15 protein-coding genes are annotated in these 15,848 nt (G+C 71.4%); 7 read left to right on the top strand and 8 right to left on the bottom strand.

Annotation, left to right across the window (positions count from 1 at the left end; all coding sequences use genetic code 11):
• Positions 1 to 22: 22 nt before the first annotated feature.
• The 3 genes from OG223_RS04425 (at position 23) to OG223_RS04415 (ending at position 3,052) form a co-directional block, all read left to right on the top strand.
• Positions 23 to 880 carry an aldo/keto reductase gene (locus OG223_RS04425; protein ID WP_329242631.1) on the top strand — a complete coding sequence of 286 codons (858 nt, stop codon included), beginning with the start codon at positions 23 to 25 and terminating at the stop codon, positions 878 to 880.
• Between the two features lie 89 nt (positions 881 to 969).
• On the top strand, positions 970 to 2,739 hold the full coding sequence (locus tag OG223_RS04420) for an ABC transporter ATP-binding protein (RefSeq protein WP_329242629.1): 1,770 nt from the start codon (positions 970 to 972) through the stop codon (positions 2,737 to 2,739).
• Positions 2,740 to 2,809: 70 nt separating this feature from the next.
• The gene (locus tag OG223_RS04415) at positions 2,810 to 3,052 is read left to right on the top strand and encodes a DUF5133 domain-containing protein (RefSeq protein ID WP_329242625.1); all 243 of its coding nucleotides are present in this window, start codon (positions 2,810 to 2,812) and stop codon (positions 3,050 to 3,052) included.
• Positions 3,053 to 3,057: 5 nt separating this feature from the next.
• Here OG223_RS04415 and OG223_RS04410 read toward each other — a convergent pair whose 3' ends face one another.
• Positions 3,058 to 4,026, bottom strand: coding sequence for a GlxA family transcriptional regulator (locus OG223_RS04410; RefSeq protein WP_329242622.1), 969 nt, complete (start codon positions 4,024 to 4,026; stop codon positions 3,058 to 3,060).
• Between the two features lie 144 nt (positions 4,027 to 4,170).
• Here OG223_RS04410 and OG223_RS04405 point away from each other — a divergent pair, with 144 nt between their 5' ends.
• Positions 4,171 to 4,638, top strand: a complete 468-nt coding sequence (locus OG223_RS04405; RefSeq protein ID WP_329242620.1) for a hypothetical protein — start codon at positions 4,171 to 4,173, stop codon at positions 4,636 to 4,638.
• 4 nt (positions 4,639 to 4,642) lie between these two features.
• On the opposite strand, the gene OG223_RS04400 is transcribed toward OG223_RS04405, so the two are convergent.
• Positions 4,643 to 6,682 carry a SpoIIE family protein phosphatase gene (locus OG223_RS04400; protein WP_329242617.1) on the bottom strand — a complete coding sequence of 680 codons (2,040 nt, stop codon included), beginning with the start codon at positions 6,680 to 6,682 and terminating at the stop codon, positions 4,643 to 4,645.
• Between the two features lie 200 nt (positions 6,683 to 6,882).
• Here OG223_RS04400 and OG223_RS04395 point away from each other — a divergent pair, with 200 nt between their 5' ends.
• Entirely contained in the window at positions 6,883 to 8,040 is a 1,158-nt protein-coding gene (locus OG223_RS04395) for a serine hydrolase domain-containing protein (protein ID WP_329242614.1), read from the top strand.
• Between the two features lie 42 nt (positions 8,041 to 8,082).
• Here OG223_RS04395 and tgmB read toward each other — a convergent pair whose 3' ends face one another.
• The 3 genes from tgmB to OG223_RS04380 form a co-directional block, all read right to left on the bottom strand.
• Positions 8,083 to 9,066 carry an ATP-grasp ribosomal peptide maturase gene (gene tgmB, locus OG223_RS04390; protein ID WP_329242613.1) on the bottom strand — a complete coding sequence of 328 codons (984 nt, stop codon included), beginning with the start codon at positions 9,064 to 9,066 and terminating at the stop codon, positions 8,083 to 8,085.
• Between the two features lie 16 nt (positions 9,067 to 9,082).
• Positions 9,083 to 9,274, bottom strand: coding sequence for a putative ATP-grasp-modified RiPP (gene tgmA / locus OG223_RS04385; RefSeq protein ID WP_019070092.1), 192 nt, complete (start codon positions 9,272 to 9,274; stop codon positions 9,083 to 9,085).
• 164 nt (positions 9,275 to 9,438) lie between these two features.
• Positions 9,439 to 9,735: a YkvA family protein gene (locus OG223_RS04380; RefSeq protein ID WP_329242608.1), complete on the bottom strand. Its 297-nt coding sequence runs from the start codon at positions 9,733 to 9,735 to the stop codon at positions 9,439 to 9,441.
• A 156-nt stretch (positions 9,736 to 9,891) separates the two neighbouring features.
• Here OG223_RS04380 and OG223_RS04375 point away from each other — a divergent pair, with 156 nt between their 5' ends.
• Complete coding sequence (locus tag OG223_RS04375; protein ID WP_329242605.1) at positions 9,892 to 10,695, top strand: AraC family transcriptional regulator; 804 nt, start codon at positions 9,892 to 9,894, stop codon at positions 10,693 to 10,695.
• Positions 10,696 to 11,690: 995 nt separating this feature from the next.
• Here the strand turns inward: OG223_RS04375 and OG223_RS04370 are convergent.
• From OG223_RS04370 to OG223_RS04360, 3 genes are all read right to left on the bottom strand, one after another.
• Complete coding sequence (locus OG223_RS04370; protein ID WP_329242603.1) at positions 11,691 to 12,962, bottom strand: alpha-L-fucosidase; 1,272 nt, start codon at positions 12,960 to 12,962, stop codon at positions 11,691 to 11,693.
• Positions 12,963 to 13,103: 141 nt separating this feature from the next.
• Entirely contained in the window at positions 13,104 to 14,312 is a 1,209-nt protein-coding gene (locus OG223_RS04365) for a hypothetical protein (protein ID WP_329242600.1), read from the bottom strand.
• A gap of 273 nt (positions 14,313 to 14,585) precedes the next feature.
• Positions 14,586 to 15,017 (bottom strand): hypothetical protein, encoded by a 432-nt coding sequence (locus OG223_RS04360; protein ID WP_329242597.1) that lies wholly within the window; start codon positions 15,015 to 15,017, stop codon positions 14,586 to 14,588.
• 245 nt (positions 15,018 to 15,262) lie between these two features.
• On the opposite strand from OG223_RS04360, the gene OG223_RS04355 reads away from it, so the two are divergent.
• Positions 15,263 to 15,793 carry a PadR family transcriptional regulator gene (locus OG223_RS04355; RefSeq protein ID WP_329242595.1) on the top strand — a complete coding sequence of 177 codons (531 nt, stop codon included), beginning with the start codon at positions 15,263 to 15,265 and terminating at the stop codon, positions 15,791 to 15,793.
• Positions 15,794 to 15,848 lie beyond the last annotated feature (55 nt).

Here is a 15,848-nt window from a genome sequence, read left to right as displayed (position 1 = left end):
GACCGGAAGAGGAGCACGAGCCATGGAGACCCGCCGTATCGGTGACGTCGAGGTCGGTGCGATCGGCCTGGGCGGAATGCCCATGTCGATCGAGGGGCGGCCGGACGAGGCACGCTCCCTCGCGACCATCCACGCCGCCCTCGACGCGGGCGTGACGCTGATCGACACCGCGGACGCCTATCACCTGCACGCCGACGAGGTCGGACACAACGAGACCCTGATCGCCAAGGCCCTCGCCTCCCACGACCGGGGCGCGGACGTCCTGGTCGCCACCAAGGGCGGCCATCTCCGCCCGGGGGACGGCAGTTGGACCCTGGACGGCAGCCCCGAGTACCTCAAGAAGGCCTGCGAGGCGTCCCTGCGCCGGCTGGGCGTCGAGGCCATCGGGCTCTACCAGTTCCACCGCCCCGACCCGAGGGTCCCGTACGCGGACTCGGTGGGCGCCGTACGGGAGTTGCTCGACGAGGGCAAGATCCGCCTGGCCGGCATCTCGAACGCGGACCCGGAGCAGATCCGGCTGGCGAACGAGATCCTCGACGGCCGACTGGTCTCCGTGCAGAACCAGTTCTCCCCGGCCTTCCGCTCCAGCGAGCCGGAGTTGGACCTCTGCGACGAACTCGGCATCGCGTTCCTGCCCTGGAGCCCGCTCGGCGGCATCGCCCGCGCCGGTGAACTCGGCTCCGCCTACGCGCCGTTCGCCCGGATCGCCGAGAAGCACGGCGTCAGCCCGCAGCGCGTGTGCCTGGCCTGGATGCTCGCCAAGTCCCCGGTCGTCGTACCGATTCCGGGTGCCAGCCGCCCCGAGACGATCCGCGACTCGGCCGCCGCACCCGAACTGACCCTCTCCGCCGAGGAGATCGCGGAGCTGGACGCCGTCTGAGAAGGCCGTGACGCCTGAGGTGCCATCGGGGCGGGCAAGGATGGAAAGCGCTTGCCCGCCGCCCGGTCGCAGGGGAAGGATCACTGCCCATGGCGTCATCCACGGAGAAACCGCTCGACCACCGCTACCGCGACGAACACCCGATCCGCACCCTCGCCTACCTGTTCCGCGCCGACCGCCGACGACTGGCCCTGGCCGTCGCCGTGTTCACGGTCAAGCACAGCCCCATCTGGCTGCTCCCGCTGATCACCGCGTCCATCATCGACACGGTCGTCCAGCACCAGCCGGTCAGCAGACTCTGGATCAGCACCGGCATCATCCTGTTCATCCTGCTGATCAACTATCCCCTGCACGTCCTCTACGTCCGCCTCCTCTACGGCAGCGTCCGCCGCATGGGCACCGACCTGCGCTCGGCCCTGTGCACCCGCATGCAGCAGCTCTCCATCGGCTACCACTCCCGGGTCAGCGCCGGCGTGCTCCAGGCCAAGGTCGTGCGCGACGTGGAGACGGTCGAGCAGATGGTCCAGCAGACCGCCGAGACCGGCCTCGGCGCGATCACCGTGCTCACCGGCGGACTGGTCATCATCGGCTTCCGCACACCGGAGTTCGTGCCCGTCTTCATCGTCGTCGTACCGGTCGCCGCACTGCTCGTCTCCCGGCTCAAGGCGCGCCTTCGCACCCACAACGAGCAGTTCCGCCACGAGGTCGAGACCCTGTCCTCGCGCGTGACGGAGATGACCCGCCTCATCCCGGTCACCCGCGCCCACGGCCTGGAGGGCAAGGCACTGCGCCGCATGGACGGCACCCTGCGCCGCCTGCTCACCTCCGGAAACCGCCTCGACCTCCTCAACGGCCGCTTCGGCTCACTGGCCTGGGTCGTCCTCAACGTGGTCGGCGTGATGGTCCTCAGCGGCTCGGCCCTGGTGTCGTACTACGGCGTCTGGGGAGTCACCGCAGGCGACGTCGTCATGCTGAGCGCCTTCCTGACCACCCTCACCAACTCCACCACGACCCTCACGACCCTGGCCCCGGTCATCACCAAGGGCCTGGAATCGGTCCGCTCGGTCGGAGAGGTGCTCCAGGCGCCCGAGTTGGAGGACAACGAGGGCAAGGCGAAGGTCACCGAGGTCGGCGGAGCCGTCACCTTCCGGAACGTCGGCCACACCTACGACGAGCAACTCCGGCCCGCCGTCAGCGACTTCACGCTCACCGTCGCACCCGGCGAGACCGTCGCCCTCGTCGGCGCGTCCGGCGCGGGCAAGTCCACGGTCCTCAACCTCGTCATCGGCTTCATCCGCCCCACCACCGGCCAACTCCTGCTCGACGGCACGGACATGAACACCCTCGACCTGCGCACGTACCGCCGCTTCGTCTCGGTCGTCCCCCAGGAGTCGATCCTCTTCGACGGCACGATCCACGACAACGTGGCCTACGGCATGGACGACGCCGACGAGGATTCGGTGCGCGCGGCACTGCGGGACGCCAACGCCCTCGAGTTCGTGGACAAGTTGCCGCAGGGCCTGGAGACCCTGGTCGGCGAGCGCGGGGCCCGGCTGTCCGGCGGTCAGCGTCAACGCCTCGCCATCGCACGGGCGTTGATCCGCGACCCCAAGGTGCTCGTCCTGGACGAGGCGACCTCGGCCCTGGACACCCGCTCGGAGGCGCTCGTCCAGCAGGCCCTCGCCCGGCTGCTGCGCGGCCGTACGACCTTCGTGGTCGCGCACCGGCTGTCCACCGTCCGAAGCGCCGACCGGATCGTGGTGATGGGCGACGGGGAGATCCTGGAGGTCGGCACGCACGACGAACTTCTGCGCCGGGGCGGGGCGTACACGGCCCTGCACAGCGGGCAGGTCGCCTGAGCGGATCTCGTGCCGGGTGCGTGATCCGGCGCCGACGGGGCACACGAAGCGGAAGAGAGAGGGGTGTTCCGTGCCCGTGCCGGACCCGAAGGCCGTCAGGAAACTGCTCACCCGGTATGCGGTACTGCGCATCTCCCAGGCGGAGAAGCACCGTCCGCAGGCGGCGGCCGAGTTGAACGACGTCAGCCACGCCCTCTGCGTGATGACGGGCGCGACCGGTATCCGGGAAGCCATCGTCAAGGCGGACGCCCTGCTCGCGGCGGCGCGCGGCACACGGCCGGGCGCGGTCACGGACGGCCGCGCCGTGGCGTAGTTCCGTCAGGAGAACGCCGCTTCGGGAACCGTCCTGCCGTGGAACGCCGAGCGGTACGCCTGCGGGCTCGTGCCGACCACCCGGCGGAAGCGCTCGCGGAACGCGGTGGGGGAGCCGAACCCGGCCTGCTGGGCGATGCGTTCGATGGTGTGGTCGCTGTTCTCCAACAGGTACTGGGCACGCCGGACCCGGGCCCGCAGCAGCCACTGGAGCGGTGTGCTGCCCGTCTGTTCGCGGAACCGGCGGCTGAACGTCCGCTCGCTCATGCCCGATCGCGTCGCCAGCGCGCCCAGGGTGACCTCGTGGGAGAGGTTGTCCTCGATCCACCGGAGCAGCGGTTCGAGGGTCGAGCCCTGCGGGATCGGCGGGTGCCGGTGGACGATGAACTGGGCCTGCCCGCCCTCGCGTTCGAGCGGCATGACCGACAGCCGGGCCGCGTCCGCGGCGACCGCCGAGCCGTAGTCCCGCCGAATGAGGTGCAGACACAGGTCAAGACCGGCGGCGGCCCCGGCCGAGGTGAGGATCTGCCCGTTGTCGACGTACAGCACGTCCGGCTGCACCTCGACCAGCGGGTAGGCGCGGGCCAAGGCGTCGGCCGCCACCCAGTGCGTGGTGGCCCGCAGCCCGTCCAGCAGTCCGGCCTCGGCCAGCACGAAGGCCCCCACGCAGATGGACACGATCCGGGTGCCCGCCGCTGCCGCCTCCCGCAGTGCCGCCAGCACCCGCGCGGAGGGCGGCGCGGCCTGCTCCGAGCGGCCCGGGACGATGACGGTGTCGGCGTCCGCCAGCGCTTCCAGCCCGTGGTCGACCCGCAGCGTGAACCCGTCCGTCCGCACGTCCGGCGTCTCGCCGCACACCCGCACCCGGTAGGCGTTCCGCCCGTCCGGCAGCCGGGTACGGCCGAACACCTCCATCGGTGTCGCCATGTCGAACGGCACCACATGATCGAGAACCAGAATCGCGACGTTGTGCATGAACACCACGATAGGCGGATTCCCGCCAGGCCGATGACAGGGCCTTCTGTCGCAAATGGCCAGTGGAACGCATTGGCGAGAATCCGTTGGAAGCTGTCATTTCAGCCTCTGTGCTCGCGGGCGGGACCTCCCTAGCCTGGGCCGGTGACCAAGATCCTTCTCACTCTGCACGTCCTGGCCGCCATCGTCGCGGTCGGCCCCGTCACCGTCGCCGCCAGCATGTTCCCCCCGGCGGCCCGCCGCGCTCTCGCGGGCGCGGACGGCCCCGACGCGGGGGTGACGACCGTACGACTGCTGCACCGCATCTGCCGTCTCTACGGCGCGGTCGGGCTGGCGGTGCCCCTCTTCGGCTTCGCGACCGCCTCCGCCATGGGCGTCCTGGGCAGCGGCTGGCTCATCGCCTCCATCACGCTCACCGCGGTGGCGGCCGGCATCCTGATCGCGTTCGTCCTGCCGCGGCAGGACGAACTCCTGGAGGAACTCGGCGCACGGCGGCCCGTGGAGCGGGCCGGGACCGTTCAACTCGCCGTGTTCACCGGCATCTTCAACCTGCTGTGGGCGACCGTCACCGTGCTGATGATCATCCGTCCCGGCTCGACGACGGGCGCCTGACCGGTCAGCCCGTGACCCGGACCAGGAGGAGCGCCACGTCGTCGTCGGGTTCCGGGCGCAGCGCGTCGAGGAGCATGTCGCTCGTCTGCTCCAGCGGGCGCCGGGAACTCTGCAACAGCCTTGTCAGCGCGTGCAGTCCCACGTCGATCGACTCACCGCGGTTCTCCACCAGCCCGTCGGAGTAGAGGGCGAGCAACGCGCCTGTGGTGAAGCCGACTTCGACGGTCCCGAAGTCCACCCCGCCGACGCCGAGCGGGACTCCGCCGGGAATGTCGAGGAGTTCCGCGGCGCCGTCCGGGTGGATCAGGACGGGCGGCAGATGCCCCGCGCTGGACAGCGCGACGGTGCCGCGCCCGAGGTCGACGACGCCGTACGCGCACGTGGCGATCGTGTCTCCGAGGGAGCCGGTGAGGTCGTCGAGGTGGTGCAGCAGCTCCGCCGGCGGCAGGTCGAGCCGGGCCAGCGCGCGGGTCGCGGTGCTCAACTGCCCCATGATGGCGGCGGCTTGGACACCCTTGCCCATCACGTCGCCGACGACCAGACCCGTGCGGCCCGGCCCCAGCGGCAGCACGTCGTACCAGTCGCCCCCGACCTCGCTCAGCGCCGGGAGATAGCGGGCGGCGATGTCGAGCCCCTCCTGCCGGGCCGGTGCCGATGGCAGCAGGCTGCGCTGGAGGGTCAGCGCGGTGGTGCGCTCGCGGCCGTAGAGGCGGGCGTTGTCGATGCAGATCGCGGCGCGCGCGGCGAGTTCCGAGGCGAGGACGCGGTCCTGTTCGTCGAAGGGGCGCTCGTTGACGGTGCGGTAGAGGCTCAGCGTGCCCAGGACCTCGCCGCGGGCCATCAGCGGGACGGCCAGGTAGGAGTGGACGCCCGCCGTGCGCAGGGTCTGGGCGGCGCGTCCGTCCCGGGCGATGCGACGCATCATCGGCGGGTCCACCCGCGCGACCAGGATCGGGCCGGCCTCGCGGACGCACTGGGTGATGATGCGGTGGGGGCCGTAGGTGGCCAGTTCGCCCACCGGGTCCGCGGCGTGGATCGCGTCGGTGAGGTAGCCGGCGGCGACGGCCAGCGCCCGGAACTCGACCTGCGCGTCCTCGGTCACCGGAGTGATGGAGCCGTCCGTGACGACCGATTCCAGTACGTCCACGGCGGCCAGGTCGGCCACGTGCGGGACCGCGACGTCGGCCAGTTCCCGCGCGGTCTGCTGGAGGTCCAGCGTCGTCCCGATCCGCACCCCGGCCTCCGCCACGACGGACAGCCGCCGGCGCGCCTGCGCGACCTCGGCCGCCGCCTGCTCCCGCTCGGTCACGTCCAGGACGGCCATCGCCAGCCCGAGCACCCGGCCCTGCGCGTCCTCGATGCGGTGGTACGACTCCGAGTACGCCCGGTCCACGAGGTCGGCGGGCGTCCGGCCCACGGTCTGCTGGTCGAGCAGCGGCTTGCCGGTGATCAGCACATGCCGCATGCGTGACTCGATGGCCGCCACGTCCAGATCCGGCAGCACCTCGCCGACCCGGCGCCCGATGAGCTCCGCCTCCGGGACGCCGTTGATCCGCTCCAGGGCCGGGTTGACGCCGACCCAGCGCAGCTCGGTGTCGAACACCGCGATGCCCACCGGTGTCTGCCGCACCAGGCTGTGGGACGTGGCCAGGTCCCGCTCCACGCCCCGTACCGTCGTCGCGTCCGCGGCCAGCCCCAGCAGATGCGCCTGACCGTGGCTGTCGCGCAGCCGCATCGTGCGGAACTCCACCTGCCGCTCCGTGCCGTCCCGGTGCAGCATCGGGAAGACCCCCGCCCAGCGGGCGCCCGTACCGACCTGGGCGAACAGCTCACGTGCCCGGACCCGGTCGTCGGGCGACACCAGCAGCCGGTCCGCGCGCTGCGTCAGCGCCTCCTCGGGGGAGTAGCCGAGCAACTGCTCCGCCTCCGGACTCCACAGGGTGATGTACCCGCCGGCATCCAGGACCACGGCCGCGACCCGCAACAGGTCCAGCAGCCCACCCGGGGTCGCCGTGACGTCGTCCCCGGCACCGTACGCGTCCATCCCAGCCGCTCCTTCCGGTGCGGCACGGCACCGCCAAGATCCGCACCACGGGTCATCCGATTACGGCACAGCACGGCCCACCCGGCAACACCGTGAAGAAGAGGGAGCCGACGGGGCCGTATGGAGCACGTACCCGCGCGGACGCGGACGAGCCCCCGGATTCTGGTGCTGTCCCGACCCCACTGCCCCCAGGACACTCCATGCCCTTCCCGCTCCGCCTCGTCTCCCTCCTCGTCGCCACCTGTGTCGGCGCTCTCGTGCCCGTCTCGCCCGCCGCGGCCGACGACCACTCCCTCCAGCGCGGCCTCGACGAACTGGTCGCCGCCCCGGACGGCCCGCCCGGCGTGATCGTCGTGCTGCGCGACGGCGACCGGCAGCGCGTCCTGCGCGCCGGCACCGCCGACGTCACCACCGGCCGCCCGCTCGAAGCGCGCGACCACACCCGGACCGCCAGCACCAGCAAGGCCTTCAGCGGGGCGGTGGCCCTGAGCCTCGTACGAGAGCACCGGCTCGCCCTCGACGACACCATCGGCGCCCGGCTGCCCCGGCTGCCCCACGCCTGGCGGAAGGTGACCCTGCGGCAACTGCTCCAACACACCAGCGGGCTCCCGGACTTCAGCCAGAGCCCACAGTTCCGGAGCCTCATCGCGGCCGATCCGCACCGGCTCTTCGACTCGCGGCGCCTGCTCGACTTCGTGGCGGGTGAACCGCTGGGCTTCAGGCCGGGCTCGCAGTACCGGTACTCCAACTCCGACAACATCGCCGTGGCGCTGATGGCCGAGGCGGCGACCGGCGCGCGCTACGAGGACCTGCTGCGGCACGACGTGTACCGGCCGCTGGGGCTGCGCGACACGAGCCTGCCCCAGGGCTACCGGATGCCGGAGCCCTACATGCACGGCTACGCGGTCGGCGGACCGTCCGGACCGGAGGACGTCAGCGAGACCATCGGCATGTCCGGGGTGTGGGCCTCGGGAGGCATCACCTCGTCGCCCCGCGACCTGTCCGCGTTCATCGGCGGCTACGCCGCAGGGGCCCTCACCACACGGGCGGCCGTGCGGGAACAGCGGCACTGGATCCCCGGCGCCTCCGAACCGGCCGGCCCCGGCCGCAACAGCGCAGGACTCGCCCTCTTCCGCTACGACACCCGCTGCGGGGTCGTTCTGGGACATACCGGGAACACCCTTGGTTACACACAGTTGATGGCGGCGACCCCGGACGGCCGGCGGGCGCTCACTTTCTCATTGACAACTCAGGTGAACCAGGCGGGGAACGCCGCTCTGCTGCGCAAGCTGCGCGCGGTCGAGGAGGACGCCGTGTGCGCTCTCCTGGGGGCAAACGGGGCAGAGCACCACTCCTGACCCGGACGCTCGCCCCGCCCACCTCAGGCGAACCGTTACTGCTCAACCGGCCGTGCTGTCCGCCCCGTTGACGAGGCCCTCCCGCTCCGGCGCGGCGGGCAGGGCCAGCCACTCCGCGATGGTCCGGGCGATCGGCTGCCCCGTCTCTGCCTCGATGAAGCCGAACTGACCCGACTGGTTGCACTCCAGGAACCACCAGGTGCCGTCCCCGTCCTCGGCGAAGTCGAAGGCGCCGTAGGCCAGTTCGGCCTCGCGCAGATAGGTCAGGACGGCCTCGGCGATGCGCGGCGGGACCTCGACGGGGTGCCAGGGCTGCGCGGCGGCGAACCGGACGTCGACCTCGGCGGGGTCGGTGTCCGGGGCGGTCGCCGTACGGGCGGCGAGCATCCGGTCGCCCACCACGGTGAGCCGGATGTCCGCGCGCTTGGCGATCCGGCGTTGCAGCAGGGTGGGGCCGAACGCGACGGCGGCGAAGTCGGTGTCCGGCGCGACCCGGCTCGTCGGCACCGCCCGGGGCGGATCCTGCGGATGGGCACCGGAGACCGGCTTGACCACCAGGTCCGGGAAGCGGCGCGAGAACTCGCGGGCGGCCTGCGGGAACGTGGTGATGAGAGTGGCCGGCACGGGCAGCCCGCTGCGCTGCGCGAGCCGCAACTGCCAGGGCTTGTGCCGGGCGCGGCGGGCCGCGTCGGGGTGGTTCATCCAGCGGGCGCCACAGCCGCGGAGCATGCCGTAGAGCGCCTGGGAGGCCTCCTCGGTCAGCCACGCGGAGGGCTGGGGTGCGCGGGTGGCAGGCGTGCCGGGTCTGCGCACCCAGATGGAACGCAGTCCGCTCACGCTCACCAGCCGTCCCCCGGCCGAGAGATGGCCGCGGAAGGCTCCGTGGACGTACTCGCCGGAGAGCGCGACCCCGCCGGTGAGGTCGGCGGGATCGATCCGGACCACGGGGACGCCGGACGCGTGCAGGTGGACCACCACCAGGTCCGCCGTGACGTCCTCTTCGCAGGTAAGGACCAGGACGGTCATTTTCGTCGTTCCGTGTTCAGTCGTCGAAGTGAGTCTTCGATCCCGCGGTGGACGTCGTGGTCCCCAGTTCTCTCAGCAGCGCGAGATCGTGGGCGGCCACCCGTCCGTCGGCGAGCACGTTCAACTGCAGTCCGGAGTCGTAGCTGTACGGAGTGGTGAGCTCCAACTGTGCTGCCGGGCGAGCGTAGTTGAGCGCGAACGGTTGCATCGTCTCTCCCTCGTCGGTACTGCCTCGTGCAAGCGGTGGCCACCCTGCGAGGTCGCTTGGCCCGCTGACTTCCGTCTGCTTCCAGAGACTTATACGAATCGAACGAGTGAATGGTTTCCTTACTCTGCGTAATCAAAGAAAGGAGTGAGAGCCGTCCGCAGGGTTCAGCCGAGGTCGCCCGGCCGGCCCTCCTCCTGCTCGCCGAGGGGCTTGCGCATGGTGCGAAGAGCGAGGAGGAGCACGGCGATGTCGTCCAGATACACGGGGTCGGGCATCAGGTCGGTGGGCAGCACGAAGTAGAGGACGGCACCCCAGAAAACCCATTTGGGGCCGGTCGGAAGGCCTGCGCGGCGCAGTCCGCGCCGCATGCGGACGAGCCGCACCAGCACTCCGACGGCCACGGCGAGCAGCACGACCGCGAGCACCACGGCGATGACGATCACGGTTGTGGTCGAGTCCACTGGCGCCCCTTTTCCCGGTCCGGCCGCACGACATGTGCCCTATCCGGATGCCCGAATACGGCCCCGGTATGGCCTACGAGGGGAACATCACACCCGAACGCTTCGAAGACTCTTGACACTTGCCGGTCCCTTGCCAGGCACTGGTACGTTTTCACCGTGAGCGCGACCAACGGCACGGGAACCCACGTACGGATCGGCCTCGACACCCCACCGCGCGTGGCCAGCCTCGGCGTCGGGGTGCACGGGACGGTGAGTCCACGTGACGTGTTCCGGCTGCCCGACCTCTGGCAGCTCCATCTGTACCGCTACGAGGCGGAGTTGACCGTCGACGGGGTGGCGCACGAGATCAGGCCCGGCCATGTGAGCCTGGTGCCGCCCGGCGCGCTGGTGCGGTTCCACTACCGGGGCCGCTCCGAGCACCTTTTCGCCCACCTCGAACTCCCTTCGGCAGGTGAGCGGTTGACCGTCCCCGTGATGCAGGACGCCGGAACGCAGACGCCCGTGCTGACCGACCTGATGCAGCGGGCCGTCGCGGCGGCGCCGCGCAACTCCGCCCGCGCGGCAGCGGAGTTGTGGACCGTCCTGTGGCGCGTGGCCGACCTCGCGACCCCGGCCGCGGGCGGGACCACCGGTCCCCACCCCTCCTTCGCCCTCGCCGTCGCGCACATCGAGTCGCACCTGGCGGCCCAACTGGCCGTCCCCGACGTGGCCCGCGCGGCCGGCATCTCGCACAACCACCTCATCCGCCTGTTCCGCGCCGAGACCGGCACGACGGTCGTCGCCTACATCCGGCACCGCCGCATGGAACGCGCCCGCCATCTGCTGCGCGAGTCGACCCTGTCCGTCCCCGCGATCGCGGCGGCCGTCGGAATCGGCGACCTCCAGGCCTTCAACAAGGCATGCCGCCGCGAACTGGGCGCTTCACCGAGGGCAGTTCGGGCAAGGGTGGGCGGGACTTGAGGGGCGGGTGGGGGTGGGGCCTGGAGGCGGTGCGGGATGGGCCACCTGGAGGCCGGGTGCGCGTGCGTGCGCGGGCTTGCGCGGGCGGTGCGGCCGGCGCTGCGCGCGCTGGTCCTGGTGGGTCCTGGTGAGTGTCGGCGAGCGGTGTGGCCGCGTGCCGGCTCCGACCGCGCGCGGTGACGTGCCAGCCCCGGCAGTGCGCGGCCCGTGCGTCGGCCTTGACGGCATGTGGGCGACCTGTCGGCGCCGATAACTCGCGGGCCACCTGCCGGCCCGGCAACCTGCGGGCGACATGTTGGCTCCGACGGTGGGTGAGTCATCTGTCGGTCCCCACAACTCGTGGGCGACATGTCAGCTCCGGCAGCCTGCGGGCGACGTGCCGGTCCCGACCGTACGCGAGGCCTACGCCTGCCCCGACGGCGTTAGGGCGACGCGTCGGCCTGGCAGTCTGCGGGCGAGGTGCTGCCTCCGACGGTGGGTGGGTTATGTGTCGGCCTCGGCAACTCGTGGGCGACGCGGCGGCCTCAACAGCCCGTGGCCAACGTGTCAGCCCCGACAGTTTGCGGGCGAGGTGTTGGCCCCGACAGCACGCAGGCCATGCATCGGTCCCGACAACTTGCTTGCGACGCGGCAGCCCCAACAGCCCCCGGGCGGCGTGCCGACCCCGACAGTGCGCGGGCCCTACGCCAGCCCCGACGGCGTGTGGGCGACGCGTCGGCCCCGGCAACTCGCGGGCCGCCGGCCAACCCTGGCTGCCTGCGGGTGACTTGCCCGCTCCGACAGCGCGCGGGCCATGTGGCGGTCTCAACAACCCGTGGGCAACGTGTCAGCCCCGGCAGCCTGCGGGAGGTGCGCAGGCCCCATCACCCTGCAGGCGACGCGTCAACCCCGACAACCCGCGGCCCCTCTGCCGACCCTGACAACCCACGGCCCCCCGCCGACCCCGACATCCCGCTGCCCGCCCGCCGTCGCAGACTCCCACCAGGCCCCCCGGCTCAGTCCCGACCCGCTCCCCGATACACCTCCAGCTCCCCGTCCAGCTCGACCGCCAGGACCGTCGCGAACTCGTCCACGTCGGCCGCGCCCGGGGCGTCGATCCACGTGACGCCCGGCACGTCGCCGAGGCCGCCGATGACGTCGTGGGCGAGTTCGGTGCCGGTGCCGAGTACCGTGATCCGTTTGACGGGTGTACACAGGCCGCGTACCGACACCGATTCGCGGGGCGGGTCGAAGCACACCAGGTACAGCGTGCGGTGGTCGGCGGAGAGGGTGCTGGGGCCGTAGTGGTGGCCGGCGGGCAGGCCGGCGACGGTGCCGTACACCGCCTCGGAGTGCCGGGCGATCCACCCGCCGAGCCCCTCGAGTCGCTCCACTTGCGCGGGCGTTATCGTCCCGTCCTCCCTCGGGCCGACGTCGAGCAGCAGATTGCCGCCCATCCCGATCGTCTCCGTGAAGTAACGCACCAACTGGCGCACCGACTTGTGATGCTCGTCCGCGTGCTGGAAACCCCAGGAGTCGTTGACCGTCAGGCACAACTCCCAAGGCCCGTCCGGGGCTTGCAGCGGCACCCCCTGCTCGGGCGTCGCGTAGTCGCCGTAGCTGAGCATGCGGGCGTTGAGGACGGTGTCGGGATTGCCCGCGAGGATCAGCTCGGCCAACTCCCGCATGCCCCACTGCTCTTCGCTGCGCTCCCACTCGCCGTCGAACCACAGCAGGTCGGGCCGGAAGCGGTCGACCAGCTCGCCGACCTGGCCGTCGCGGTAGGCGAGATAGCGGGCCCAGGCGGCCGGATCCTCGTGGCCGGGCCGTGCGGAGGCGTACAGGTTGGCGCGCATGTCCGTGTCGGGCGGGTGCGGGTGCACCGTGCTGGCGTAGTCGGGGTGGTTCCAGTCGGAATGCGAGTAGTACAGGCCGACCTTGAGACCTTCCTCGCGCAGCGCCTCGGTGTACGGCCCGATCAGATCCCGGCCCGCCGGAGTGCGGCGGACCACGTCCAGGTCACCGTGGGCCGTGTCCCACAGGGCGACACCGTCGTGGTGACGGGCGGTCAGTACCGCGTACTTGGCACCCGCCCGCGCGAACAGCCCTGCCCAGGCCTGCGGTTCATACCGTGCGGCGGTGAACCCGTCGAGCTGGCGCATGTACTGATCGTGCGGGACCTTGCCCGTGTAGAACGACCAGGACTCCGGCACACCGTCGACGGCGTAGATCCCGTAATGGATGAAGATGCCCAACTTGGCATCGCGGAACCAGGGTTGCATCGGCATGCCGCAAAGCTAGGCCGGAGAGCGGCGGGCACGCGTGGGCGGTGATCACCACTGCTGGTCCATTTTCACCATCGCCACGCCGCTGCGTAGGCGCACGCCATCACCGAAGGTCCCGAAAGCCGCCCGGCCCGGGTTCGGCCGCTACCGCTCCTCGGCCGGCCGGTCACCGTCACGCGGAGGATCATCACGGTCGCTCTCGGTCGGCGGTGCCGGGCGCAGCCCCTTCGTCGCGCCCCTCAGCCGACCGAACGTCCGCTGCAACGACGACCCGGCGGACTGCGGAGGCAGCCCGGACGCGGCACCGGCGGACTCGCGCAGCGCGGCCAGCGCCTCGTTGGCCCGGTCCGCGGACTCCCGGTACAGGTCGCGGGACTTGGTCATCGCCTCCAGCGCCTCGGCGTACATGGCCACGAGCCTGCGCTCCCGGGCCAGTTCCTCCTCCAGCGTCATCAGGCTCCACCGCTCCCGCAGCGCGGTGACGGCCTCCTCGCCGCCCTCCGGCAGCGGACGCGCGGAAGCGGCGTACCGGCAGAGCACATCCACGAGTTCGGTGGGCTCGGAGCCGTCGAGGAAGACGCTGCGCACGGAGAACTCGCGCACGTCGTACGACGGAGCCACAGGGCTGGTGGGCAGCACCACCGCACCGCCGCGCGGCACCTGGAAGTCGAACTCGCGCAGCAACGCCCAGTTGACGGAGCGTAGTTGGTCGGGTGTGGCCCGGTGCTCCACCACGCGGTCCCGAAGGCTCGCGGGCAGCAACCGTGCCAGCGGCAGCCGGCCGTGCGCGTCCGGGGTCATGGCCTCGTGCACGACGAGATGGATGCCCCAGCTTTCCTGCGCGCAGCTCCGGAACAGGCGCCGCAGATCCTTCTCGTCGTGAGGCAGCGGGTTGACCTGCCGGAAGCGCAGCCCCGGAACCGTCACATGGTCCCAGCCGGCGTCCGTGTCCTCGGGCCAGAACATGGTCGCGGGGGAGGGCCACCGGGGATCCCAGACGCGCTCCGCCTCCGCGACCAGGACCCACTCCTGACCCTCGGACGAGGATGAGGGTGAGGAAGAGGGCATGGGGGAGGCCGAGGGCGACCCCGGTTCCGGAGCGGACGGCAGCGTCAACCGGGCCCGTACGGTCACCGTCCCCTCGACCCGCCAGCGCGCCTCGAAGACCAGCTCAGGAACGGCCGGATCGTCGTTGGCGTCCGGTTCCAGGTGGTCGTCGATGACCTCGCGGTCCTTGAGCCGTTGCAACTGTCGCCGTACGACCTCCGCGGGGTCGTCGGACCCGACGTGGCGGCCGCGAGCCAGCCACACCGTGTGGGGGATCGTGGGCGAAGCTGTGGAGGAGTTCGACATAGGCCAATCTGCGGGCGGGTGCGGTGCTGACCCATCAGTATCCCCGTGGGAGATCTTGGCGGGTCAAGCGGGGGTCGAGCAGGGGGCGCAGCGTCTCGTATGCCCGATTTTCCTGCGATACCGCGCGAGCTTACGCGCGGGGTGTGATCCGTTCACTCCGGGAGGACGGGTTTCATGCGTGCAATTGACATGGCCCGGTCCTCAGAATGGTGGGGCGGACGGGACCCGCCCACCATCCGCTCGGGGCGGGTCCCGTCCGTGTGCCATCGGACCTCACCGCCCCCGACGCCTGTTCGCGGCGCCCGGCCGGGACGGGACGCCCGGATCGGGCGCGGGCGCGCTGAACCCGGCCGGTACCGGACGAGCGCTCGTCGCGGACGGCACCTCCAGGGGGACGACCGTCTCCTCGCGCGGCGGCCGGGTGCGCGGCACGGGCTTGCCGACGACGCGGGTGTGCGTCATCAGCGAGGCGCAGGCCGCGCAGACCTCGGCGAGGGTCCACACCTGGCCGACCGCGGGATCGTGGCGCAGCACCAGCAGCACCGATCCCGAGCAGTCGACCCGGGTCCCCTCGTGCGCCGCGCACCGCTGCCGACGGCAGCCGCAGGCCGCGTCGGGGCGTACGGTCGCCGCTCTGACGTGGGCCGCCGCATGGGCTTCGGCGAAGCGGCGCAGGGCCGCGAGGTCGCGCGACCGGGCCGGCATGCCGCACCCGGAGGAGCAGCTCACCGAGGCGGTGCGGTCGCGGTGACCGGTGATGCGAATAGTCCAGGTACGCCCGGGTCGACGGGCTGACGGGGCGTCAGGGTACGCGAGAGCCAAGACCACAGTTCCTTTGAGTGGAGGTGTTCACGCGGAAGAGGCGCTGAGTTAAGAACTACCCGTCGTGGGGCAGTTCACATCATTTGCGCACCCCAAGTATTCGTTCGACACCGCGATACGGTCGACGCATGGCTGACGTGCGGCTGACCACCTCCTCGTTCCTCGTCCTCGGCATCATCGACAAGCTGGGCGAGGCGAGCCCGTACGACGTGAAGACGGAGGCCGCGCGTACCGTCGCGCCGTTCTGGTCGATGCCGCACGCGCAGGTGTACGCCCAGTGCGACCGGCTGCTGGAGGCCGGGCTGCTCTCCCAGGTGCGGCGCGAAAGCGGCCGTAACCGCCGGGTGTTGACCCTCACCGGCCAGGGCCGGGCCGTCCTGAGGGGCTGGCTCGACGACCCGGAGTTCGTGCCGGTCGAGGCCAGGGAGCGCGGCATTCTCAAGCTGTGGTTCGGCGGCCGTCCCGACGTCCTCGCCCCGGCCCAGCTCGGCGAGCACGAGAAGACGCTTCGGGGCTACGAGGAACTCGCCGACGGGGTGGGTGGGTTACTTGCCCCGGGGCAGCGCGAGGCGCTGGAGTTCGGCATCCGGTACGAGCGGATGATGATCGACTTCTGGGAGTGGGTACGGCACCGCGACGAACGCGCGCAGGACCGTTGACCACGGCGGTGGCCGCCTCTACCGTCTCGATGGTCCAGACGAGACTATTGAGGGC

Origin of the sequence: Streptomyces sp. NBC_01478 (assembly GCF_036227225.1) — a bacterium.
Classification (GTDB): domain Bacteria; phylum Actinomycetota; class Actinomycetes; order Streptomycetales; family Streptomycetaceae; genus Streptomyces.
Note: the sequence above shows the minus strand (reverse complement) of the source record. Positions and strands in the feature narration are given on the sequence as shown.

Coding starts and splice junctions, on each gene's coding strand:
- OG223_RS04425 (WP_329242631.1), top strand. CDS start 23: ATGGAGACCCGCCGTATCGGTGACGTCGAGGTCGGTGCGATCGGCCTG.
- OG223_RS04420 (WP_329242629.1), top strand. CDS start 970: ATGGCGTCATCCACGGAGAAACCGCTCGACCACCGCTACCGCGACGAA.
- OG223_RS04410 (WP_329242622.1), bottom strand. CDS start 4,026: ATGCACAACGTCGCGATTCTGGTTCTCGATCATGTGGTGCCGTTCGAC.
- OG223_RS04400 (WP_329242617.1), bottom strand. CDS start 6,682: ATGGACGCGTACGGTGCCGGGGACGACGTCACGGCGACCCCGGGTGGG.
- OG223_RS04395 (WP_329242614.1), top strand. CDS start 6,883: ATGCCCTTCCCGCTCCGCCTCGTCTCCCTCCTCGTCGCCACCTGTGTC.
- tgmB (WP_329242613.1), bottom strand. CDS start 9,066: ATGACCGTCCTGGTCCTTACCTGCGAAGAGGACGTCACGGCGGACCTG.
- tgmA (WP_019070092.1), bottom strand. CDS start 9,274: ATGCAACCGTTCGCGCTCAACTACGCTCGCCCGGCAGCACAGTTGGAG.
- OG223_RS04370 (WP_329242603.1), bottom strand. CDS start 12,962: ATGCCGATGCAACCCTGGTTCCGCGATGCCAAGTTGGGCATCTTCATC.
- OG223_RS04365 (WP_329242600.1), bottom strand. CDS start 14,312: ATGTCGAACTCCTCCACAGCTTCGCCCACGATCCCCCACACGGTGTGG.
- OG223_RS04360 (WP_329242597.1), bottom strand. CDS start 15,017: ATGCCGGCCCGGTCGCGCGACCTCGCGGCCCTGCGCCGCTTCGCCGAA.
- OG223_RS04355 (WP_329242595.1), top strand. CDS start 15,263: ATGGCTGACGTGCGGCTGACCACCTCCTCGTTCCTCGTCCTCGGCATC.